The sequence below is a fragment of the Arthrobacter sp. FW306-1B-G06A genome, from assembly GCF_058781765.1.
Window position 1 is genome coordinate 13,009 of sequence record NZ_JBYSXB010000026.1, and the last position, 20,574, is coordinate 33,582.

General features: G+C 62.9%; 20 protein-coding genes and 2 tRNA genes. 10 read left to right on the forward strand and 12 right to left on the reverse strand.

The window, feature by feature from the left end:
• Window positions 1-34 precede the first annotated feature (34 nt).
• From AC3WJM_RS14295 to AC3WJM_RS14305, 3 genes are all read left to right on the forward strand, one after another.
• The gene (locus AC3WJM_RS14295; RefSeq protein WP_306959372.1) at window positions 35-1,531 is read left to right on the forward strand and encodes a glyceraldehyde-3-phosphate dehydrogenase; all 1,497 of its coding nucleotides are present in this window, start codon (window positions 35-37) and stop codon (window positions 1,529-1,531) included.
• A gap of 85 nt (window positions 1,532-1,616) precedes the next feature.
• On the forward strand, window positions 1,617-1,826 hold the full coding sequence (locus tag AC3WJM_RS14300; protein ID WP_284991178.1) for a hypothetical protein: 210 nt from the start codon (window positions 1,617-1,619) through the stop codon (window positions 1,824-1,826).
• Window positions 1,827-1,958: 132 nt separating this feature from the next.
• Window positions 1,959-2,756 (forward strand): HNH endonuclease family protein, encoded by a 798-nt coding sequence (locus AC3WJM_RS14305; protein WP_441438309.1) that lies wholly within the window; start codon window positions 1,959-1,961, stop codon window positions 2,754-2,756.
• Window positions 2,757-2,782: 26 nt separating this feature from the next.
• Here the strand turns inward: AC3WJM_RS14305 and AC3WJM_RS14310 are convergent, their stop codons facing one another.
• From AC3WJM_RS14310 to orn, 4 genes are all read right to left on the reverse strand, one after another.
• Complete coding sequence (locus AC3WJM_RS14310; protein ID WP_306959376.1) at window positions 2,783-3,634, reverse strand: acyltransferase domain-containing protein; 852 nt, start codon at window positions 3,632-3,634, stop codon at window positions 2,783-2,785.
• 3 nt (window positions 3,635-3,637) lie between these two features.
• On the reverse strand, window positions 3,638-4,210 hold the full coding sequence (gene def, locus AC3WJM_RS14315) for a peptide deformylase (RefSeq protein WP_059387769.1): 573 nt from the start codon (window positions 4,208-4,210) through the stop codon (window positions 3,638-3,640).
• Between the two features lie 124 nt (window positions 4,211-4,334).
• Window positions 4,335-4,407: transfer RNA gene (locus AC3WJM_RS14320), tRNA-His, on the reverse strand.
• Window positions 4,408-4,537: 130 nt separating this feature from the next.
• Complete coding sequence (gene orn, locus AC3WJM_RS14325) at window positions 4,538-5,164, reverse strand: oligoribonuclease (RefSeq protein ID WP_084784354.1); 627 nt, start codon at window positions 5,162-5,164, stop codon at window positions 4,538-4,540.
• Window positions 5,165-5,315: 151 nt separating this feature from the next.
• Here orn and mptB (AC3WJM_RS14330) point away from each other — a divergent pair, with 151 nt between their 5' ends.
• Complete coding sequence (gene mptB, locus AC3WJM_RS14330) at window positions 5,316-6,941, forward strand: polyprenol phosphomannose-dependent alpha 1,6 mannosyltransferase MptB (protein ID WP_332603595.1); 1,626 nt, start codon at window positions 5,316-5,318, stop codon at window positions 6,939-6,941.
• On the opposite strand, the gene AC3WJM_RS14335 is transcribed toward mptB (AC3WJM_RS14330), so the two are convergent.
• Both AC3WJM_RS14335 and AC3WJM_RS14340 read right to left on the reverse strand, forming a co-directional pair.
• Window positions 6,925-8,178: a glycosyltransferase 87 family protein gene (locus tag AC3WJM_RS14335; protein ID WP_492272218.1), complete on the reverse strand. Its 1,254-nt coding sequence runs from the start codon at window positions 8,176-8,178 to the stop codon at window positions 6,925-6,927. The two genes, mptB (AC3WJM_RS14330) and AC3WJM_RS14335, sit on opposite strands and share 17 nt — an antisense overlap.
• A gap of 34 nt (window positions 8,179-8,212) precedes the next feature.
• A complete protein-coding gene (locus AC3WJM_RS14340; protein WP_307055103.1) occupies window positions 8,213-9,526 on the reverse strand; it encodes a glycosyltransferase family 87 protein in 1,314 nt (437 codons plus the stop codon).
• Between the two features lie 228 nt (window positions 9,527-9,754).
• Here AC3WJM_RS14340 and mptB (AC3WJM_RS14345) point away from each other — a divergent pair, with 228 nt between their 5' ends.
• Entirely contained in the window at window positions 9,755-11,368 is a 1,614-nt protein-coding gene (mptB, locus tag AC3WJM_RS14345) for a polyprenol phosphomannose-dependent alpha 1,6 mannosyltransferase MptB (RefSeq protein ID WP_476910791.1), read from the forward strand.
• Window positions 11,369-11,375: 7 nt separating this feature from the next.
• Here mptB (AC3WJM_RS14345) and AC3WJM_RS14350 read toward each other — a convergent pair whose 3' ends face one another.
• Window positions 11,376-12,053: a DNA alkylation repair protein gene (locus AC3WJM_RS14350; protein WP_306959385.1), complete on the reverse strand. Its 678-nt coding sequence runs from the start codon at window positions 12,051-12,053 to the stop codon at window positions 11,376-11,378.
• A gap of 137 nt (window positions 12,054-12,190) precedes the next feature.
• On the opposite strand from AC3WJM_RS14350, the gene map reads away from it, so the two are divergent.
• The gene (gene map, locus AC3WJM_RS14355) at window positions 12,191-12,958 is read left to right on the forward strand and encodes a type I methionyl aminopeptidase (RefSeq protein ID WP_306959387.1); all 768 of its coding nucleotides are present in this window, start codon (window positions 12,191-12,193) and stop codon (window positions 12,956-12,958) included.
• 31 nt (window positions 12,959-12,989) lie between these two features.
• Here map and AC3WJM_RS14360 read toward each other — a convergent pair whose 3' ends face one another.
• The 3 genes from AC3WJM_RS14360 to AC3WJM_RS14370 form a co-directional block, all read right to left on the reverse strand.
• Window positions 12,990-13,574 carry a GNAT family N-acetyltransferase gene (locus AC3WJM_RS14360; protein ID WP_284991189.1) on the reverse strand — a complete coding sequence of 195 codons (585 nt, stop codon included), beginning with the start codon at window positions 13,572-13,574 and terminating at the stop codon, window positions 12,990-12,992.
• A gap of 134 nt (window positions 13,575-13,708) precedes the next feature.
• Window positions 13,709-13,781: transfer RNA gene (locus tag AC3WJM_RS14365), tRNA-Arg, on the reverse strand.
• 45 nt (window positions 13,782-13,826) lie between these two features.
• A complete protein-coding gene (locus tag AC3WJM_RS14370; protein ID WP_492272219.1) occupies window positions 13,827-15,128 on the reverse strand; it encodes a hypothetical protein in 1,302 nt (433 codons plus the stop codon).
• 245 nt (window positions 15,129-15,373) lie between these two features.
• Between AC3WJM_RS14370 and AC3WJM_RS14375 the strand changes: the two genes are divergently transcribed.
• The 3 genes from AC3WJM_RS14375 to ettA all read left to right on the forward strand — a co-directional run bounded on the left by AC3WJM_RS14375 (window position 15,374) and on the right by ettA (window position 18,302).
• Window positions 15,374-15,940 carry a single-stranded DNA-binding protein gene (locus tag AC3WJM_RS14375; RefSeq protein ID WP_284991191.1) on the forward strand — a complete coding sequence of 189 codons (567 nt, stop codon included), beginning with the start codon at window positions 15,374-15,376 and terminating at the stop codon, window positions 15,938-15,940.
• Window positions 15,941-16,260: 320 nt separating this feature from the next.
• Entirely contained in the window at window positions 16,261-16,572 is a 312-nt protein-coding gene (locus AC3WJM_RS14380) for a DUF6993 domain-containing protein (protein WP_476910793.1), read from the forward strand.
• Between the two features lie 47 nt (window positions 16,573-16,619).
• Window positions 16,620-18,302, forward strand: coding sequence for an energy-dependent translational throttle protein EttA (gene ettA / locus AC3WJM_RS14385; protein ID WP_306959392.1), 1,683 nt, complete (start codon window positions 16,620-16,622; stop codon window positions 18,300-18,302).
• A gap of 108 nt (window positions 18,303-18,410) precedes the next feature.
• Here the strand turns inward: ettA and tesB are convergent, their stop codons facing one another.
• A complete protein-coding gene (gene tesB, locus AC3WJM_RS14390) occupies window positions 18,411-19,316 on the reverse strand; it encodes an acyl-CoA thioesterase II (RefSeq protein ID WP_492272220.1) in 906 nt (301 codons plus the stop codon).
• 63 nt (window positions 19,317-19,379) lie between these two features.
• Here tesB and AC3WJM_RS14395 point away from each other — a divergent pair, with 63 nt between their 5' ends.
• Window positions 19,380-20,054: a DUF8185 domain-containing protein gene (locus AC3WJM_RS14395; RefSeq protein ID WP_059387779.1), complete on the forward strand. Its 675-nt coding sequence runs from the start codon at window positions 19,380-19,382 to the stop codon at window positions 20,052-20,054.
• Between the two features lie 45 nt (window positions 20,055-20,099).
• Here AC3WJM_RS14395 and AC3WJM_RS14400 read toward each other — a convergent pair whose 3' ends face one another.
• On the reverse strand, window positions 20,100-20,573 hold the full coding sequence (locus tag AC3WJM_RS14400; protein ID WP_284991194.1) for a globin: 474 nt from the start codon (window positions 20,571-20,573) through the stop codon (window positions 20,100-20,102).
• Window position 20,574 lies beyond the last annotated feature (1 nt).

A 20,574-nucleotide genomic window follows, 5' to 3' on the forward strand; every position in this document is an offset into this window, starting at 1 on the left:
GGACGTATGTAGCTGACCCTAGGAAGGTAGTTCTGTGAGCCAGTCATCAGATTCTTGTCTTGATACGTGGATGGGCCGCGAAGCGCTGGCCGAGGCCATGATTCCGGTGATCGGCCGGCTGTACCGTGAGAACAACGTGGTGACGAGCATCCACGGGCGCAGCTTGATCAACAAGTCGTCGATGAACATCCTGAAAGCCCACCGTTTCGCGCGCCGGATGAGCAAGGACGAACTCCGTCTCGAAGAGACCGCGCCGCTGCTGAACATCCTGGCCGGACTTGACCTCGGGGCTGCTGCGATCGATATCGCCCGCCTGAACGAGAAGTACAAGGCCGAGGCCGCGGGCACGCCCCTGGAAGACTTCCTCCGCGCCGAGCTTGCCGAGGTTGTCGGGCGCCGCGGCGCGGACGACCGGACCAGCACCGACGTCGTGCTTTACGGTTTCGGCCGCATCGGCCGCCTGCTGGCCCGCCTCCTGATCGAAAAGGCCGGCGGCGGCCACGGCCTGCGCCTGCGTGCGATTGTGGTCCGCAAGGGCGCCGAGAACGACCTCGTCAAGCGCGCCAGCCTGCTGCGTCGCGACTCGGTGCACGGTTCCTTCGAGGGCACCATCCGCGTGGACGAGGCCGCCAACACGATCACGGCCAACGGCGTCCAGATCCAGGTCATCTACTCGGACAACCCCTCCACCGTCGACTACACGGCCTACGGCATCAAGGATGCCCTGGTGGTGGACAACACGGGCCGCTGGCGCGACGCCGAAGGCCTCTCCCAGCACCTGCAGAGCAAGGGTGTGGCCCGCGTGCTGCTCACGGCTCCGGGCAAGGGCGAGCTGAAGAACATCGTCCACGGCATCAACCACTCCTCCATCGAGGACTCGGACACGATCGTCACTGCGGCTTCCTGCACCACGAACGCCATCACCCCGGTGCTCAAGGCCCTCAACGACAAGTTCGGCGTCATCCACGGCCACGTGGAAACCGTGCACTCGTTCACGAACGACCAGAACCTGATCGACAACTTCCACAAGGGTGACCGCCGCGGCCGCTCGGCCGCCCTGAACATGGTCATCACCGAAACGGGTGCGGCCAAGGCTGTGGCGAAGGCCCTTCCGGAACTGCAGGGCAAGCTGACCGGCAACGCGATCCGCGTTCCCACCCCGGACGTGTCCATGGCCATCCTGAACCTGAACCTTGAAAAGGGAACCACGAAGGACGAGGTCAACAACTACCTTCGTGAAATGTCCCTGCACTCGGAGCTGCGCAAGCAGATCGACTTCATCGACTCACCCGAGGTCGTCTCCACGGACTTCGTGGGCTCCCGCCGTGCAGGCATCGTGGACGGCCTCGCCACGATCGCCACCGACAAGCACCTCGTGGTCTACGTCTGGTACGACAACGAATTCGGCTACTCCTGCCAGGTGGTCCGCGTCATGGAAGAAATGGCCGGCGTGAACCCGCCGTCGTTCCCGGCACGCGGCGTCGCGGTGAACCTTGAACCCAAGGCAACGTTGGAGCCCGCCGGCGTCTAGCGGCCTAGGCCGAGGCCAGGAAAGACACAGGGTATTCCCGGCTGATGCGCTGGTATCAGCCGGGAAACCTGACCAGAATGGACGCATGGAAAGCGAAAAGATTCTGGAACACGAAACAACCCTGGAACACGCACTGGACGTAGCGCGCGCCAACCTCAAGGAAGCCCAGCGGCTTCTCGACGAAGCCAAGGCCGCACATGCAGCGGGTGACATCTCCGAGGAGCGGGTCATCCAATTGGGGTCGCTTCTCGAGCTGGCCGCCGAAGACCTGAAGCGTGTCACCAGGGAGCAGTAAGCCGCCCCTGCAGCTTGCGCTGTGATTGTTCCGACACTGTGACTTGTCCTCCACACTGTGGATATCAGCGTCGGCGAACAGCGCCTGAACTAGTCTCAAGGGACGTATTCCGGCCCGAAAGGACGCAATCCCTTGAGCACCACTTGGGCCGCCTATCGACGTGCCCGCCGCCACTCCCGGCAGGCCTGGGTACTGGTGATTCTCATCATCGCGGGTGGGCTTGCCGGCGTCGGGTGGTTCTTCACCGACGGCCAGTTCTCAGTGGGACAGGGCCCGGTCAACGGGCCAACGGAAGCTCCAGTCTTCGACCCGGAGTGGATGAAGCCGGTGGAATCGGTTCAGCCGGTGCCCCTCGGTTTGGCGGCTGATGCCCTGGAGGCACTTCCCGTGAAGGGGCGCGCCGCCAAGGACAACTACGACCGCAATGAATTCGGCCAGGCGTGGCTCGACGTCGACCGGAACGGCTGCGATACCAGGAACGACATCCTGAGGCGGGATCTTACGGCAGCGGAGTTCACGGCAGGCTCGAAATGCAGGATCGCGTCCGGGGAACTGCGTGAGCCGTACATCGGCGAAGACATCCATTTCCGCAGGGGCTCCGAAACCAGCTCAGCCGTACAGATCGACCATGTGGTGGCTCTCGGGGACGCCTGGCAGAAGGGGGCCCAGCAGCTCCCCGCCAAACAGCGCCAAAGCCTCGCCAATGACCCCCTCAACCTGATTGCCGTCGACGGGCCCGCCAACGTCAAGAAAGGCGCGAGCGACGCCGCAAGCTGGCTCCCTGCCAACAAGGGCTTTCGCTGCCATTACGTAGCCCGGCAGGTTTCCGTCAAAGCCGCCTACCGGCTCTGGGTCACCCAGGCGGAGAAGGACGCCATGAAGCGCGTCCTGGACTCGTGCCCCGGCCAGCGGACCATCAGGGCGACGTAGCCAACTGAGGCCGCGAGGTGGCCGCTTCAGGCCGGGGTGCTCCGTGCTGCGGGAAGCACCAGGTGGCCGTGTCCAAGTTGCCAGACCCCGCCGTCGTCGATCCTCTCCAGCACCACCCGCTGAAGCGAGGTCTCGCGGGGGAGCCGATCGAGGTTTTCCATGCCGCGCTGCCGGAAAGTGAAATAGACAGCGTCGCCCGGAGCGTCTGAGCAGCGGTCCAGGGTGAATCGGCGGGCAAAAGCGGCGATGTTGCTGTGCGGTAGTTTCCGGGCCAGGTAGGGGTCCAGCATCCAGGAGTCGCAGCTCGCCACGGAGACCGCTTTGTCCGGGAAGTAACGGTCGAAGAACTCCCTGGCCTGGCTGAAGCTCGTGTCCACGAGGGCAGGGGACAGGCCGCCATCCTCGGGGATGTGCACACCCAGCACCCAGGAGTCACTTGCGGCGGCGGAGCCCTCCTCGTCGCTGCGGACAAGGTGGAATTGCAGGCGGCCGATACGGAAGATGTTTCCGGCCATGTGGAGGGTCAGCCATGCCCACGTGTCCAAGCCGAAGCGACCATGGACCCTTCGGTTGATTCGAAGGTTCAGTCCCACATCGGCCAGGATCGCGGCGGACGATTCCGGCGGAATGCCAAGGGAAAGATGATGGCCGTGGACTACAGGCGCAAAGCGCAGGAACGCCTCGATCCAGTCCGTTTCCGTGCAGCCATCGGCGGAGGCGGACGTGCTCGGAAAGACGCCCAGACGGGCGTCAAGGCTGGCAAGGGCCCGTCGGGTGCCGTCTCCAGGAGGTGACGCCAGCAGCGAGGCACACTCAAGAGCGTCCTCGCCCTGGATGTCGAGAAGCGTGAACAATTCGTCCTGCGCGACGCCCGTCATCGCTCAGTGACCGAAGGGGTCCGGGTCGACACCTGGCATCCAGCTCAGCCCGGGCACTCCCCAGCCGTTCTTCTTGGCCTGCTTCATCGCCTTCTTGGCGTATCGGTCAACCAGGCGGTTCACATAGAGCTTGCCGTCGAGGTGGTCGAATTCGTGCTGCATGACCCTCGCGAACCAACCGGTCGCGACGAAATCCACCGGTTGGCCGTGGCCGTCGAAGCCCTGGACGCGGGCCCAATCGGCCCTCTGCAGGGGGTAGTGCTCCCCTGGGAAGGACAAACAGCCTTCGACGTCTTCCTCGGGATCGGGAAGGGCGCCAGGGATCTTGGAGAGGGTGAGGACCGGGTTCACCAGGACGCCTTCGTCCGGAGCGTCGTCGTCGTTTGCGTATTTGAAGATGAAGATGCGCTTGCCCACCCCCACCTGGGGTGCCGCCAGACCGACGCCGTTGGCCGCCTCGTTCGTTTCGAACATGTCGGCAATCAAGGTGCGCAGCTCGTCGTCGAACACTTCCACCTCGCTCGCCCGGCGGTGAAGCACGGGTTCGCCCCAGATGGTGACTGGCAGGACGGTCATGTCAGGTGTTCCTCTGGTTCTCGGGTCTGGAATGGCCGGAATCGGCCGGAACAAAGCAAAGGCCGCACTGGATAACCAGTACGGCCTTTGGCTGCGATCGATAAACTGCTACCGACCTCATGAGGGTGAGCGACGGGGGTTGAACCCGCGACCTCCTGGACCACAACCAGGCGCTCTGCCAACTGAGCTACGCCCACCATGAGCCTTTTGCGCTTTCGGAATGACCCGTTAGCTGCGAAGGCAACGACAAAAACTATACCCCGTCTTGAGGGGTGGTTTTGCCACTTTTGACCGTTTGGCTGAAATTTCCCGAAAAGGTGCCCCAGATCACGTGTCCTCCGGAGTCTCCGGGCCGGCTGCGATCTGCTTGGAAATCTTCTGCGCTGTGGCCGTATCGGGACCCGGAGCCGGGACGAACACTGCCTCCCGGTAATAGCGCAGTTCGTCGATGGAGTCCCTGATGTCGCCAAGCGCGCGGTGGCCGCCGTGTTTAGCGGGGGACTGGAAATAGGCGCGGGGGAACCATCGGCGCGAGAGTTCCTTGATGGTGCTCACATCGATGACCCGGTAGTGGAGGTGTTCAACGATGTTGGGCATGTCCCGTGCGAGGAACATCCGGTCGGTTCCGACTGAGTTGCCACCCAGCGGGGCCTTCTTCGGATCCGGTACCCACTTCTCGATGTACTCCAGGACGATCGCTTCGGCTTCGGCCATGGTCTTGCCGTGCGGGAGTTCATCCAGGAGTTTCGAGCGGGTGTGCATGTCGCGGACGAAGTCGTTCATCTGTTCAAGTGCGGCGTCTTCGGGTTTGATGACGACGTCGACGCCGTCACCCAGGATGTTCAGCTCCGAATCGGTGACCAAGGCCGCAACCTCGATCAGGGCGTCGTTCACCAGGTCGAGACCGGTCATCTCACAGTCGATCCAGACGATGCGTTCATTAGTAATAGGCACCCGACCAGCCTACAGTTCAGGCGCATGGGAAGGGTGGCGGGGCGCTCCATTCCGCCCCTGCGGCGAACCGCGGCTGGTAAACTGGGCCGTTGTCGAGCGGTTGTTGCCTGCATCGATGAGCTGGACCAATGTACGTAGGGACTGGAATATCATGACGGCAGGCGGAACGGGCGTGGGCACCTCAAATAGCCGGGATGAGGCAAAGGAACCTGCGGTGCCGTCAGAGAAGGCCGCCGCCGGTCTCTACTCCCCGGATGCCGCGCACATCGGAGCCGGCACCCCCGGACAGATCAAGGCCTACGTGGCTGTCTGGCAAGGTTTTTTTGGATCCCTGATGATCTTCGTCGGCTCAATCGGAGCCGGCTGGATCGCCAACGGCTCGCCCATGTTCAGGCACCCCCTTGTCATCGCCCTGCGCACCGAAGGTTGGGGCGTGACGACCTCCACGATCCTGCTGACGGCGGGGGCCATGCTTTTGGTCAGGTCATGGCTGAGGCTCGGACAAAGGCTCAAGGACTGGGGGCCAGGATCGCTCAGGTCCGTGGTTGTCGCCGTTGCGGCGTGGGCGGCTCCCCTCATGTTTGCCGTGCCCATCTATTCGCGCGACGTATACGCCTACACCGGCCAGGGCAGGCTGGTGCTGGAAGGCCAGAACCCTTACACGGCCGGCATTTCCACGCTCAGCAACTGGTTTTCCCTGGGCGCCGATCCTGCCTGGGCTGAAGCCAAGACGCCGTACGGACCCTACTTCCTGTGGCTTGCTAGATGGGTTGTGGGCATCACCGACGCCCAGCCCGACTTTTCCGTTCTGCTCTTTCGGGTGCTTGCGACCGTGGGGGTGGTGCTCTGTGTGGCGTATGTTCCCAGGCTCGCCGAACTCCACGGGATCAACCCCGGCCGTGCGCTGTGGATCGCCGTGGCCAACCCGCTCTTTCTCATCAGCTTCGTCGCCAGTGCCCACAACGATGCCCTCATGGTGGGCCTGGCGGTGGCCGGAATGTACTTTGCAGCCACCGGTCGCCATATCACCGGGCTTCTGCTGGTGACCGCTTCCATCGGCATCAAGCCGATCACCGTTCTCCTCTTGCCTTTCATAGGCCTCATGTGGGCTGGTCCTGCCGCGAGTTGGGCCCGCAAGTTCCTGTTCTGGGGCGCGACGGCGGGTATCAGCTTCGCCGTCCTGGCAGTGAGCGGAATTCCTTACAACCTTGGCTTTGGATGGGTCTGGGCCATCCTCGATCCCACACCGGGCTATACGGGATATTCGCCTTCGGGCTTCCTCGGCCAGCAGGTCGAGGTGATCGCCAATCTCCTGGGCTTGCCGGGCTCCACCGTGGCCACCGGGCTCCGGACCCTCATGAAGTGGGCCGGAATCGGGTTGGTGGTTGTCCTGATGTTCCGCGGCGACTATTCACGGCTGGTGCGGCGCGCCGCCCTCGCGTTTGCCGCCGTCGTCATGCTTTCGCCGATTATCCAGCCGTGGTACATCCTGTGGTTCATCCCGCTGCTCGCGGTCACGGGCATCAGGGACGACTGGCAGATCAAGTCCCTCTATGTCGCCGTCACGTTTTTCGTTGCCTTTGGCGCGCAGGACCAGATTTCGGTGTTGTCTTTCGTGGAATTGAACGTCAAAGTGTCCTCCCTGGCCTTCCTGGTGGCCGTGGGATTCACCGTCTACCTGATGGTGTTGGACGTTCACACACGCCGACTCTTGATCCGCTCCAGCCCAACGCAACTGCTTCGCAGGCTTGAACGGCGGCTCAGGCGCTCCGAATAGCGCTTCGTGCGCCGGACTTGCGGCCCAGCTCCACGGTCCGCTGCACGGACCACCAGAGCAGGACCACCAAAAGCACATTCCGTGTGGTGAGCACGGTCGCCATCACGGGGTTGGCATGGATCAGCGGCGTGTAGAACAGCGGGTAGATGACGAAAGTCGTCATGGCGATCCCCATCAGGAGGGCGGCAGGAACCCTCCAACGGTTCCAATCGTGGGTCAGCCCGGCTACAACCACCGGCGCAAGCCAGATGATGAATTGCGGCGAACCCACCTTGTTGAACACGATGAACGCGGTGGTCATCATGAGGGCGCCCTCGAGAAACAACTCTTCCGGCTCGGCACCCCGCCGAAGCGCCCAAAGCAAAAGGGCAGAGCCCGCAACGGCGGCAAGCACCAAGAGCGGCTGCATCAGGAACGCTGCCACGTTGGCTCCCGGCCCATACACTTCCGTGGAATTGATGGCGACGTTGTCGGCGATTTTGGAACCGCCGATATTGAGCACGCTCAACCAGACCCAGGGGGTTGAGAACGTGGCTTCAAGTTGCATCCCGCGTTCGCCTTGGTTGGTCAGAAAGTCGAGGATATGCGGCAGGCCGCCCGAAAGGTAGGTGCCCAGTGCGACGGCGGCAGTGACGCCGGCGCCGCAGGCGATGATCCGCAGCCTGCGGTGGCTAGCGATGATGATGGGTACCAGAACGGCGGCTGGCCAGACTTTGATCCACGTGGCGATGCTGAGAAGGATACCGGCTGCCACAGGTCGCGTGGCCGCATACAGCAGGGCGACCAACACGATGGGTGCCGTGATGCCCTCCACCCGGGCGAAGCTGAGATAGCCCATGAAGGCGGTGAAGAACAGCCACCACCAAGCAGGGGCAATTCCCGTTGTCCTGCGCGGGCCGCGGGTCAGGACGAACAAGCCGGCGGCGTTGAGCGCCGTGATGATCAACGTCCACACCAGCAGGTAAGGACCCGGGCCCGCGATGTTGGCCAGGAAGATCGGAATCTGGGCAAGCACCGGGTAAACCCAAGGGCTGATGGCTCCGTGGAGATCCGCGGGGTTGTAGCCGGCCATCGCCCATTGACGGTACTGCTCAGTATCGCTGAACGTGTTTCCGGCCAGGAAGAAGCTTGCCATCCAGCCGAGGAAATACACATGGATCGCGGCGAAACCCCACCATACGCTGGATGGACGTCCGAACCAGGCGACGGCGGCAGGCGGCAGGGCGGCGTCGCGCACGCGGGCCAGCCCGTCAAAGAATCGAACGGAAATCTCAGGACTCCTTGGCAGCGGCGGCCGGTTCGTTGGCCGGGATCTTCTTGCCCAGAAGGTACAGGCGGCGAACGGACCAGCAGAACAGGACCACCAGCAGGACATTTCGCACCGTCAAAACCAGCGCCATGAAGGGGTTGTTGTGGCTGAGCGCGTCGTAGAAGAGGGGATAGATGAAGTATGTGGCCACACCGATGGCGATGAGCATCGCCGCGGGAACCCGCCATTCTTTCCAGCTGTGGGCAAGCCCGACCGCGACTGCAGGCGCGAGCCACACCATGAACTGGGGTGACCCGACCTTATTGAACACGACGAAAGCCGTGGCCATCGTCAGGGATCCAGCCAACAACAGTTCGGTGCGGTCCGCCCCGCCGGTTCGCTTGCCGTTGTGGAGTGCCCAGAAGGTCAGGGCCGCCACCAGGATCGCGGCCAGGGCGAGAAGGGGCTGCATGAGGAAGGACATGAAGGCGGTGCCAGGACCATCCACTTGCATCGAGTTGATGTCCGTGTTCATGTACATCCTCGAGTCACCCACGTGGAGGACCGACAGCCACAACCAAGGAGTGGTGAAGGTGGCTTCCAATTGCATGCCACGATCGCCTTGCTGGGTCAGGAAGTTGAGGAGCCGCGGCAGTTGACCCACTGCCGCCGTGAGGGCGATGACCAAAACGCTGGTCAGAATTCCGGCAGCGACCACTTTGGTTCGCTGCTTGACCACGGTGAACAACGAAAGCATGACGGCGGCCGGCCAAACCTTCATCCACGTGGCAATGCTCAGGAGGGTCGAGGCAATGAAAGGGTGTGATACGCCGTATGCCAAGGCGATTAGCACGATCGGCGCAGTCAGACCGTCCACCCGGGCGAATCCCAGCCAACCCATGATGAAGACGAAGACCAGCCACCACCATCCCGCCGGGATGGCCTCGCGATGGCGGCCCCGTCCGGTGAGCTTGGCTAGAGCGACGCCGTTGAGCAGGGTGATCATGAGTACCCAGAGAAAGAAGAACGGGCCGGGTCCAGCCAAGCCCGCGATCGCCATAGGCACCAAGGCGAGAACGGGGTAGACCCACGGGCTGGGGCCGCCGCTGAGGTTCTCATCCCGGAACCCGGCGGAGGTCCAGTCCCGGTAGATGAAAGTGTCGCTAAAGGCCTCGCCGCGCAGGGAAAGGATCAGCGCGAACACCAGGAAGACCAAGTGCACGACGCAGAAGCCTACAAGCAGGCCTTTGGGGGAATTGAGCCTTGCCTCCAGCGAAGGGGGAAGAACCCGATGACGGAACCGTGTGAGCGCGCTGAAGAATGAGTCCGTGGAAATGGGAGGATCCTTGTCAGGTAGTAATCGTCACAGGGTGCCGTAAGGCGCAGCGGCCCGGAGCCGCCAGAGCCCCATCCATTCTATCTCAGGCCCCTTTCGCAGGCCGACCGATGGTCCGGTTGGCCCCGGGAAGCCAAGGGTGGCGATGCTACAGTTGCAATAATCCATGGCATCCGGAAGTGCCACTTTGGCCCGGATGCGGCAGGGAACCGGACAGGATTTTGTTTGATGGTGACGTCGAAGTTTCGTGAGCGTGAGGTGGGGAGTTCGTTGGCTCATCCAGAGGCGCTTGGCGATTCCAACGCCCCGGTACACGGCACCGTGATAGCCAAAGCGGCGAGGACGGCGATCCTCCAAGGGTTCGTCGGGTCGTTGCTCATGGTGGCAGGCTCGATCGGCGTCGGCTGGCTGGCCAGCAGCAGCGCCTTGATCCGTACTCCTATTTTCATCATGGCCAGGACATCTCCGGTTGGCGTGATCCTTTGCACCGTGATGCTCTGCCTCGGTGCACTCCTGCTCCTACGCTCTTGGCTGCGCATTGCCCAGCGGATCGGCGGATGGAACCCGTCCTCGCGTCCGGTGCTGCGGCGAGCACTGTGGATGTGGGCACTCCCGATGATGTTCAGTTTGCCGTTGTTCAGCAGGGACGCTTATGCCTACATCGGCCAAGGCCGGCTCATGGAGCAGGGCCTGAACCCATACACCAACGGCATCTCGGCCCTGAGCAACTACTTTTCACTCGGGCCCGACAAATTATGGACGGAAGCACCTACGCCTTACGGTCCGCTATGGCTCTGGATCGAACAAGGTGCCGTGTGGGTGAGCGCAAGCGTCCCCGAGCTTGCTTTGATTCCCTTCCGCCTGGCTGCCCTAGCCGGTGTCATCCTGCTCGCTGTCTACGTTCCCCGTCTGGCCGCGCTCCACGGCGTGAACCCGGACCGTGCGCTCTGGCTTGGCGTCCTCAACCCGGTCCTCCTGATCAACTTCATCGCCAGCGCGCACAATGACTCCTTGATGCTGGGACTGGTTGTTGCCGGACTGTACTTCGCCTCGGTAAAACGGCCTGTGTTGGGAATCGTGCTGATCACGGCCTCGATCGCCATCAAGCCGATTACCTTGATTGCCTTGCCTTTTGCGGGGCTGCTGTGGGCCGGTGCCCGTGCCGGTTGGGGCCGCAGAATGCTCTGTTGGACGGCCACCCTGGGTTTGTCCTTAGGCTTGCTGGCCGCCGCAGGACTGGTGAATGGCCTGGGCTTTGGCTGGCTTGGCGCCCTGCAGACTCCGGGCGCCGTCTGGATCTGGTACGCGCCGGTGGGTTTGCTGGCACACACGGTGGGATTCGTCGTCGGACTTTTCGGCGGTCCAGGCGTTCCGGTGACGGATGTTATCCAGACTGCCGGAACGGCGGTCTCGGCGCTTGCCATCGTCTGGCTCGCCGTTCGGACCCCCGGCCGCGGAATCGGCATGCCCGCGCCGCTCGACGACGAACCCGAGTTCAACAAGACTGTGCTTCGCCGGATGGCCTGGGCATTCGCCGCTGTCGTCGTCCTGGCGCCTGTGATTCAGCCTTGGTACATGGTGTGGCTGCTGGTGTTCTTCACCGTGACGGGAGTCGCGGACGGCGCCCAGCTCCGGACGGTCTTCTATTTGACGGCGTTCTTCACCCTTATTGCCCTGACAGACCAATTGAGTGTCTTCCAGTGGATCCCCATCGAGGTGGTACGCGGAGTGGCCATTGCCATTGCGGTTTCTTTCATCGCCTACTTGGTGTTCTTTGACAAGAAGACCCACGTGCTGTTCCGCCCGCGTCGCGGGATTTTGAAGCTCAAGCCGAAGTCCTGAACCGGATTCAGCCGAGGTGTTTCATGGCTTCACGCAGGGATAGCGGGCTGAGCCTGGTCCTCCGGCTTTCAACGTAGCTCCGCACCCATTGAGGATCGGTCTTGGCGTACTCCCGCAGGGTCCAGCCGATTGCCTTCCTGATGAAGAACTCCTGGTCGGCAAGGTTGGCGTCAAGTGCCGCGGCCAGAAGTTCTTGGTCCGTGGCCGACTTTGCCTTGAGCTGGGAGGTGATGGCCGCCCGACGGATCCAGAAGTCCTCGTCGCTTGCCCATGTCCGCAAGAGCGGGGTCAGCGTGCTTCGGTGGTGTTGCAGAAGGGCGCAAATACGGTCGGAGACACCGTCAACGAAGTCCCACCATGCGCCGGTCCGGATGATTTCTTCGTACAGCGGCAGCATCTCCAGATCCTTGGCCACGGACTTGAGCGAGGTCAGATCGATGGCCGCGTAGCGTTCTTCCCGCCATGTGGCTTCCCGCCACAGCAGCCGGACATTGTCACGAAGTTCGGAAGGGGACCCGAAAGGGATTTCCTTCGCGGTCGCGAGGACAATGCGACGGACTACGGGGACCCTGACACCGAGGACAGGCATGGACGATTTCATGTAGGCCTGTGCCGCCTTCGCGCGGTCCGGGTCTGCCTCTGCCTGCAGGCGTTCACGGATGATGGCGATTCTTCGGTGTTCCATACGGCGACTTTAGGACACCCGTGGGCCGGCGCGGACGCGCAACCCTGTTGACCGGGCTGATGGTGCCCATAGAGTGGGTGGAAGGGTTTGTCCGGTGGCCGGTCGGGCCCCCTCTTCTTGATGCTTGGAGGCCTTTGATGTCCATGGTGAAGACGCCAGAAGAGATTGCGCTCATGCGCGAAGCCGGAAGGGTGGTTGCCAACACGCTTTCGGCGGTTCGTTCGCACGCCGGGGTTGGCGTGTCGCTCAAGGAACTGGACGAGGTTGCAGCCGCTTTCATGGAGGCCGCCGGAGCTAAGCCGGCGTTCCTGAACTATCGACCGCGGTGGGCGTCCACGCCCTTTTCAGGGGTCATCTGCACGAGCGTCAACGACGCCGTGGTGCACGGCATCCCGGACGGGTATGTGTTGCAGGATGGCGATCTGTTGAGCGTCGATTGCGGGGCCTTCGTGGAGGGCTGGTGCGGGGACGCGGCAGTCAGTTTCATTGTGGGCACCTCGGATCCGGTGGACCAGGAATTGATCGATGCCACGGACGCCGCCCTCGCCCGCGGTATCGACGCTGCCCGGATTGGAAACAAGATGGGCGACCTTGCGTACGCCATTGGCGGAGAAGCCAAGCGCAGCGGCTACGGGATCCTCGCCGATCACGGCGGGCACGGCATTGGCCGGACCATGCACGCCGAGCCGAGCGTGCCGAACATGGGGCGGCCCGGCCGCGGCGTGAAGCTCGTGGACGGCTTGGTGATCGCCATCGAGCCGATGTTGATCCTGGGCGGCAGCGACGACTACTACCACGACGACGATCAGTGGACCTTGCGCTCGGCCAACGGCCGCCGTGCTGCGCACAGCGAACATACCGTGGCGATCACCGCGGATGGACCGCTTGTCCTGACGCTTCCCTAGCTGGGTAGTTTCGGCATACGGGACCGGAAAGTCAGCGCCGCAGGCGCATGACCGCCCTTCCGGGCACCGCCGTGGAAACCGTGGAGAAGCCGGCCGCCCCAAACAACTTCACAGTTCCCTGGTAGAGATCGGCCGGACCGGCCTTGGGCCGAAGCGAGGGATCCACGGGGTAGCCTTCCACGATGTCGGCGCCATGCGCGAAGGCATGCCCGACGGCGGCCTCCAGCAATGCGCCGGCCACCCCGCTCCGGCGGTGGCCGGGAGAAACCACGAAACAGCTCACCGACCAAACTTCCGCGCCTTCCAGGCCGCCCGTTCCTGCGGCCTTGAGGACTTGGGATCGTTCGATGCGCGGATAGCACTGGCGCGGCTCCACCGCGCACCAGCCCACTGCTTCGCCGCCCCGGAAAGCGAGGACGCCAGGTTCGGGGCCGTCGTCGAATTTGGCTTTGAGCTGTTCCTTCCGTGCCTTGGGGGGAGTGTTCTTCCAATCCTGACCGGCGAGAGCGAACCACCGGCACCAACAGCGCGAAGGCTCGCCACGGACGCCGAATAGCCTTTCGACATCCGGCCAGCTTGCGGGGCCCGTGATGATGGCTTCGGAAGTGTTTCTCATCCGACCAGCCTAGATACCGGACGCCCTGCCCGCCTCAGTTGGACGCAGAGAATGAAAAACACCCCGGTCCGAAGACCGGGGTGTAACCGATGGCCCAACTCATCCATGAAGGATGTCTCGACTCATCACACAAGTGCCCCAGGAGGGAATCGAACCCCCGACCGTCGGATTAGAAGGCCGCTGCTCTATCCTCTGAGCTACTGGGGCTGGAACCGCACCCAAGTGTATCGCTGGGTTTGGCTAGCCAACAATTCAGGAGGATTGCCGGGCCTTCAGGATCGGGCAGGGGATTCGTACTATGCCTTTGAAAAATACAGGAGAGGTCGGAATATCGTAGAAGTCGGTATCGGACGCGGGTGCACAGAGATTGCGCGCGGTGCGGACGTGCTCGGCCCAGACAGGACCATTGTTTCTGGATGTCGAGGGCGGGAAGTACATCGACGCCAAGAGAAGCGAGAAAGCCATGAGTGCCGCAATGGGTGCAGCACGCCCAAACCTTGCCAACGCGGAAGCAAGCAACGGAACCGTGGCGAGGACGAACATCGTAGGCACTACCGAGTACCTCCCAAACACGAACCTGGCGGGCCAATCCGCCGCCGAGAAGGTTGCGTAGTCCAGGTACGGTGCCGGGTTCGAAGCGACGCAGGCAACCCAAATAACCATCGAGGCCGTGATGAAGAACGCGGCCAGCCATTTCTCCCGCGCAGAGCCCAAGATCAGGACAGCCACCGGGACGGCGAGGACGAGGAGGGAGGCCACGATCATCGGAGCAGCTCCGAAGTTCACGATTTGTTGCATGACACCGGACGCGGTGCCGTAGACGATGGGTCCTGCGGTGTTGATAAACCACCCGTAAACCGGGGACCAGGGGTCAAGCTGGTAGCTCGCGCCGCCGCTTGTTCGAGGATGCGTCACCGTCGCAATAACCTGGCAGGCAAGGCCCAGGCTGAGACCCGCGCGGGCGGCCCACATGTTTTTGTCCCTCAGCCGGTGAAGGAAGAGCGGAACAAAGACAATCGAGATGATCTCGGTCAAGGAGGCGAGGGCCGCGACGACAAAAAGCATGCCTCCCTCGAGTTTGGACTTTGCCGGTTTCATCAATAGCCAGGGAGTGAGCCAGAGCAGGTACCAGTGCAGGTTCGCGAAGTTTCCAAGAGCTTCAAAAGCGCCGACGTTCACGAAAATGGGAACCGCGGCCCAAGCTACGCGGATCCAGGTGTTGCTGGTCAAGGCTTGGGCGCAGTGGTACGTCATGAGGGCGACGCCGGCCACAGCCGCGCAAGCCAATACAGTAAGCGCAATAGCGTAGTCCTCAAGTGCGAAGAACCGGACAACCACCTCGGCTGCGAGGCGGGGGACGACGTGGAGATAGCCTGCGTACGGCCGGATCGGCGTGAAAGACCGGGTCGGGTTCAAAGCGTCCGTGAGAAACACCGCGCCGTCTTCCGCCCAGACGACGCCTTGGGCCGTTGCTGGGATCCGCCAGAACGACACCAGCGTCAGCAAAATAAGGGCGCCCACATAGGACGCACTTCTAGCCAGAGTAATTTTCACGATCTGTCCCCCAAAGAGCAGGCCCGAGACTGGGCGATCGTACCCAATTTAGATGGCGGTTCCGCATTTTCAAAAACCCGGCCGGTCTTTGTGGGCGGCGCCCCATTCTGCGTCCAACTTGTCCTCCACAATCCGCGTAAGAACAGGGCTATCCACATACGTGGATTTGGTACTCCCGCGGGCGTTCGCGGCACGCGAAGCTGGGAGAGCCAGACAGGCAGCTCAACTCACGTTAGGACAAGACCATGAATGACATCATCACTGTCCGGGGATTCGTTGCCACGGAACCCAAAAGTTCGACGACCCCGGGCGGAACCCGGACGGCATCGTTCCGGCTCGGTTCAACGGAGCGCAGGTTCGACCGTGCCAATGATGTCTGGGTGGATGGCAACACAAATTGGTTCAGCGTCCAGGCGTTCAGGCATCTAGCGGGAAACATTGGCTGCAGCGTCAAGAAGGGCCAGCGGGTCATCGTCGTCGGGAAACTGAAGCTGAGGCAATGGGAACACGACGGCAAGATCTACCACGTCGCCGAAATCGTCGCCGAGTCGGTGGGTCACGACCTCATGTGGGGCTCGGCGAACTTCATCCGGACCACCGGCAGCAACAGCCCGCAGACCATGCCCGCCGCCCCCGAGGTGGAGCCAGAGAACCCATGGCCTTCGGCGGAGGAAGATGCGGAAGGCGACCCGCATGACGACGAGGATGGCAGTGCCGCAGCCGAGCGGGAAGTTATCCTTCCGGCAGGAGAAGGCGATGAGTCGGTTCTCGTTGATACTGAGACGGGAGAACTTGTGGACGCCAAGGTTTGAAATGGAACTGGCCTTGAAATGGAGCCGGTCTTGAAACAGGGGCCGCCGCGGATGCCATGCGGCGCGGCGCGTGGTGTACCGCATGGCAGAATAGCCGGGTGATGAGCAGGGGAAAGCCGCAAAAACCATCTGGACGCCGCCACGCTGCCGGAAGCCCGGGTTTGCTGCTTGCGGTGCCGTTACTTCTGGCCGGACTGGTGGCCGGCTGCACGGCGCCTGCACCAACGGTGTCAAGAAGCACTGGGGTTTCATCGCCCACCCCCTCGACTACAGCCAGCTCCACTCCCGCCGTCACACCCAGTGCTGGCAACCCCTCGGCATTGACTTCGCTCAGCGCGGGCACTGCCGCGCTGAAGCAGACCATGGAGTCCGTACTCAAGACCATTGCCGCGGCAACCCCCAAACCGGCACAAGACGCACTGCGATCACAGCTCGTTTCGGCCGGCATCGCCGACTCTGCCGTAGAGGTGTCCGCGAGCAAGACGCCGACGGGACTGGATGTCGACGCCATCGAGGCCGCGGCCAGGCAGGACAAGGACTGCGTCATGGGTGAGATCAGGGACGGGCAGGTTTCAGTGTCGGTCCTGCCCGTGTTGGCCAGCGGCAAATGCTTCGTCGGGGATTCCCGCTAGCAGGGCCGAATGTGAGTTATGCCTTGCCACCCATTAGATTTAACGGCATGGCGGAATTCATTTACACGATGACCAAGGCTCGCAAGGCCGTTGGCGAAAAACTAATCCTGGACGATGTCAGCATGTCGTTCTTCCCTGGCGCGAAGATCGGTGTCGTTGGCCCGAACGGAGCCGGTAAATCCACGATCCTGAAGATCATGGCTGGTATCGACACACCGTCGAACGGCGAAGCCCGCCTCAGCCCCGGCTACTCCGTGGGCATCCTCCTGCAGGAGCCGCCCCTGAACGAGGAAAAGACCGTCCTGGGCAACGTCCAGGAAGGCGTGGGCGAGATCTACTCGAAGATCCAGCGCTTTAACGCGATCTCCGAGGAAATGGCCAACCCGGATGCAGACTACGACACCCTGCTGGAGGAAATGGGCCACCTTCAGGAAGCCATCGACGCTGCGGATGCGTGGGACATCGATTCCCAGCTCGAGCAGGCCATGGACGCACTCCGCTGCCCGCCGGGCGACTCCGACGTGACGGTCCTGTCAGGTGGTGAGCGCCGCCGCGTGGCGCTCTGCAAGCTCCTGCTGCAGAAGCCCGACCTCCTGCTCCTTGACGAGCCCACCAACCACTTGGACGCCGAAAGTGTTCTGTGGCTCGAGCAGCACCTCTCTTCCTACCCCGGTGCCGTCCTCGCCATCACCCACGACCGCTACTTCCTCGACCACGTCGCCGAGTGGATCTGTGAAGTGGACCGCGGCCGTCTCTACCCCTATGAAGGCAACTACTCCACGTACTTGGAGAAGAAGCGCGCCCGCCTCGAAATCCAGGGCAAGAAGGACGCCAAGCAAGCCAAGCGCCTCAGCGAGGAACTTGAGTGGGTCCGCTCCAACGCCAAGGGTCGCCAGACCAAGTCGAAGGCCCGTCTGGCCCGGTACGAGGAAATGGCAGCCGAGGCTGACCGCACCAGGAAACTCGACTTCGAGGAAATCCAGATTCCGCCGGGACCGCGTCTGGGTGGCCTGGTCCTGGAAGCGAAGAACCTGCAGAAGGGCTTCGAGGACCGGACCCTGATCGACGGGCTTTCGTTCACACTGCCCAGGAACGGCATCGTCGGCGTCATCGGTCCTAACGGCGTGGGCAAGACCACCTTGTTCAAGACCATCGTCGGGCTGGAACCGCTGGACGGTGGCGACCTCAAGATCGGTGACTCGGTCAAGATCTCCTACGCCGACCAGAGCCGTGGCGGTATCGACCCCAACAAGACCCTGTGGGAGGTCGTCTCAGACGGCCTGGACTTCATTCAGGTCGGCCATGTTGAAATGCCGTCCCGAGCCTACGTCGCGGCCTTCGGCTTCAAGGGGCCGGACCAGCAGAAGAAGGCTGGTGTGCTCTCCGGTGGTGAGCGTAACCGCCTGAACCTGGCGCTGACCCTTAAGCAGGGCGGAAACCTCCTGCTTCTTGACGAGCCCACCAACGACCTCGACGTCGAAACCCTCAGCAGCCTTGAGAACGCGCTGCTCGAGTTCCCCGGCTGCGCCGTCGTGGTCTCGCACGACCGGTGGTTCCTCGACCGCGTTGCCACCCACATCCTGGCCTACGAAGGCGACGAGGAAAACCCCTCGAAGTGGTATTGGTTCGAGGGCAACTTCGAGTCCTACGAGGAGAATAAGGTGGAGCGACTCGGCCCGGACGCTGCCAAGCCACACCGTGTCACGCACCGCAAGCTGACCCGCGACTAAATCGGATCGCTCCGCAGAAGGCCGGCGCACTGGATATATCTTCCGGGGCGCCGGCCTTCTTTGCTGCACGGAATCTCGGCTGTGTTGCGGCAGCTACCTGAGCAGCGATTACGGGATCCGGAGCATGCCCTCTTGCGCCACCGTGGCGACATGCTGGCCATCGCGGCTGAAGATCTTGCCCGTAGCAAGTCCGCGGGCGCCTTGGGCGCTGGGGGACTCCTGCACGTAAAGCAGCCACTCGTCGACGCGGACGGGCCGGTGCCACCACATGGCGTGGTCAAGGCTAGCGACGCTCATGCCTGGCGTCATCCAGCTCAATCCGTTCTTGCGAAGCACCGATTCCAGGATGGTGTAGTCGCTCGCGTAGGCCAGGGCGGCCAAATGAAGGTTGGGGTCGTCCGGCATCGGGCCAAAGGTCTTCATCCAGACGGCATTGCTGGCTATCCGGTCTTTGGGCGCTTCGACATAGATTGCGGGATCGACGTGGCGGACATCGAAGGGCCGTTCGAAGGACATGTGGCGGGCGAGCGGGTGGTCGTACTTCTGCAGGAGTTCGGCGGTACTCGGCAGCGTTTCGGGGTCCGGGATTCCGCCCGGCATCAAGGACTGGTGTTCCACGCCCTCCGCCTCGGTCTGGAAGGACGCGATCATTGACAGGATCGGTTGGCCTTCCTGGTAGGCGTGCACCCGCCGGGCCGAGAACGAGCGTCCGTCGCGAAGCCGCTCCACACTGAAAGTGATCGGCTGGTTGGCGTCGCCCGGACGAAGAAAATAGCCGTGCATGGAATGGACCGTCCGATCCTCGTCCACCGTGCGCATTCCGGCCACGAGTGACTGGGCGAGCACCTGCCCGCCAAATACCCGGTGGCGCGGCTGTTTCTGGGAGGGTCCAAGGAAGATGTCCTCGGCTGTCCTCGCGCCGTCGAAGTCGGCCAGGGACAACAGTTCGATGAGGGTGGATGTGGGGTCCTCAAGGGCAACCTGATGTTCCAGGCCGGCGTGCGCGTCAGTCATGGTTCGACTCTAGACGCCACCCTGACCCCTCTCAACCGCGGACATGCCGGTAGAGTCGATGATGTGTCCGATGTATTGACCCAGTCCTTCCATTTCGTCGATCCCCGTGATCTGGCGGATCTCCGCACCTATGTCACGCGTGCCAAGAGCATCGATGATGGCGCCATCCGGCTGCAGGCCTCCGGCCGCGTCCTGGCTGCATATGTGTGCGTCTTGAGGCCGCGCCTCCTGGGCGAAGCGACCCCCACTATTCTCGGGCTACGGACTATCGCCCTTGCCGAAGACGCGCATGCGGACGTCACCGTGACTCTTTCCTCGGTCCTCGACCGCCTGGCGCGTTCCGGTGCCGACGACGTCGAGCTTCCCATCCCGCCGTCGACCGTTTCCGAATCGTGGGCGGGAGTCGGGGCGCCCCGCAGCGGCTGGGAGCCGCTGCGTTCAGTGCCCGACGCCGAACTCAAGTCTGTCGCGAATGCCGGCATTGCCGAGGTGGCCGGGATTGTTCCGGATCAGCCCGGCGCATTGATCGTCAACAACGCGAGGGCCGCGGTGTGGGGACGGGAGATCCCGGGACTCGACGGCGTGCCCGCAGGCGCTGCGTTCGCCGCCTTGGCGCTCGGTTTCCTGGGCGACGGCGAACACCGGCTCTTCCGCAACGGCCGTTGGTTCCGGCTCAGTGGGAGCCGGGGCCACATCCTGGCTCGATCCGGATCAGGCCTGGGCTTCCAGGCCCGCTGAACCCGAGCCTAGGCCCGGCCCGACACACAGCACCGTCCTACAAGCTCAGGGCTGCTGGACCGACGGGCTATTGACCATCGTGAGCGCAGCCCGCTCCATGTAATCCCACAACGTCCCTTCGTGAAGCGGCGACAAGTTGAGCGAATCGACTGCCGCGCGCATGTGGAAGAGCCAGCGGTCCTTGGCTTCGGGCGTCACTTGGAACGGCATGTGCCGCATCCTCAAGCGGGGGTGACCGCGTTCCTCGCTGTACGTGCCCGGACCGCCCCAATACTGCTCAAGAAACATGAGGAACCGCCGCTTTGCGGGGTCGAGGTCTTGTTCCGGGTACATCGGCCGGAGCAACGGGTCTCCCGCTACACCGTCGTAAAAGACATCGATCAGTTTCACGAAAGTCTCGTGGCCACCGATGGCCTCATAGAAACTGTCGGTGTACGCAGGCTGGCTGAACGGATCGTTTTGCATCAACTGACGCCGCTCTGCCGGCTGGGGTGCTGCGGATTCCGGCTGGCTGCCCATG

Bases quoted from the DNA above. Each gene is read 5' to 3' on its own strand.
- mptB (WP_332603595.1), top strand. From the start codon at position 5,316: ATGACGGCAGGCGGAACGGGCGTGGGCACCTCAAATAGCCGGGATGAG.
- AC3WJM_RS14375 (WP_284991191.1), top strand. From the start codon at position 15,374: ATGAATGACATCATCACTGTCCGGGGATTCGTTGCCACGGAACCCAAA.
- tesB (WP_492272220.1), bottom strand. From the start codon at position 19,316: ATGACTGACGCGCACGCCGGCCTGGAACATCAGGTTGCCCTTGAGGAC.
- def (WP_059387769.1), bottom strand. From the start codon at position 4,210: ATGACCGTCCTGCCAGTCACCATCTGGGGCGAACCCGTGCTTCACCGC.
- ettA (WP_306959392.1), top strand. From the start codon at position 16,620: ATGGCGGAATTCATTTACACGATGACCAAGGCTCGCAAGGCCGTTGGC.
- mptB (WP_476910791.1), top strand. From the start codon at position 9,755: ATGGTGACGTCGAAGTTTCGTGAGCGTGAGGTGGGGAGTTCGTTGGCT.
- AC3WJM_RS14350 (WP_306959385.1), bottom strand. From the start codon at position 12,053: ATGGAACACCGAAGAATCGCCATCATCCGTGAACGCCTGCAGGCAGAG.
- AC3WJM_RS14310 (WP_306959376.1), bottom strand. From the start codon at position 3,634: ATGACGGGCGTCGCGCAGGACGAATTGTTCACGCTTCTCGACATCCAG.
- AC3WJM_RS14360 (WP_284991189.1), bottom strand. From the start codon at position 13,574: ATGAGAAACACTTCCGAAGCCATCATCACGGGCCCCGCAAGCTGGCCG.
- AC3WJM_RS14300 (WP_284991178.1), top strand. From the start codon at position 1,617: ATGGAAAGCGAAAAGATTCTGGAACACGAAACAACCCTGGAACACGCA.
- AC3WJM_RS14400 (WP_284991194.1), bottom strand. From the start codon at position 20,573: ATGGGCAGCCAGCCGGAATCCGCAGCACCCCAGCCGGCAGAGCGGCGT.
- map (WP_306959387.1), top strand. From the start codon at position 12,191: ATGTCCATGGTGAAGACGCCAGAAGAGATTGCGCTCATGCGCGAAGCC.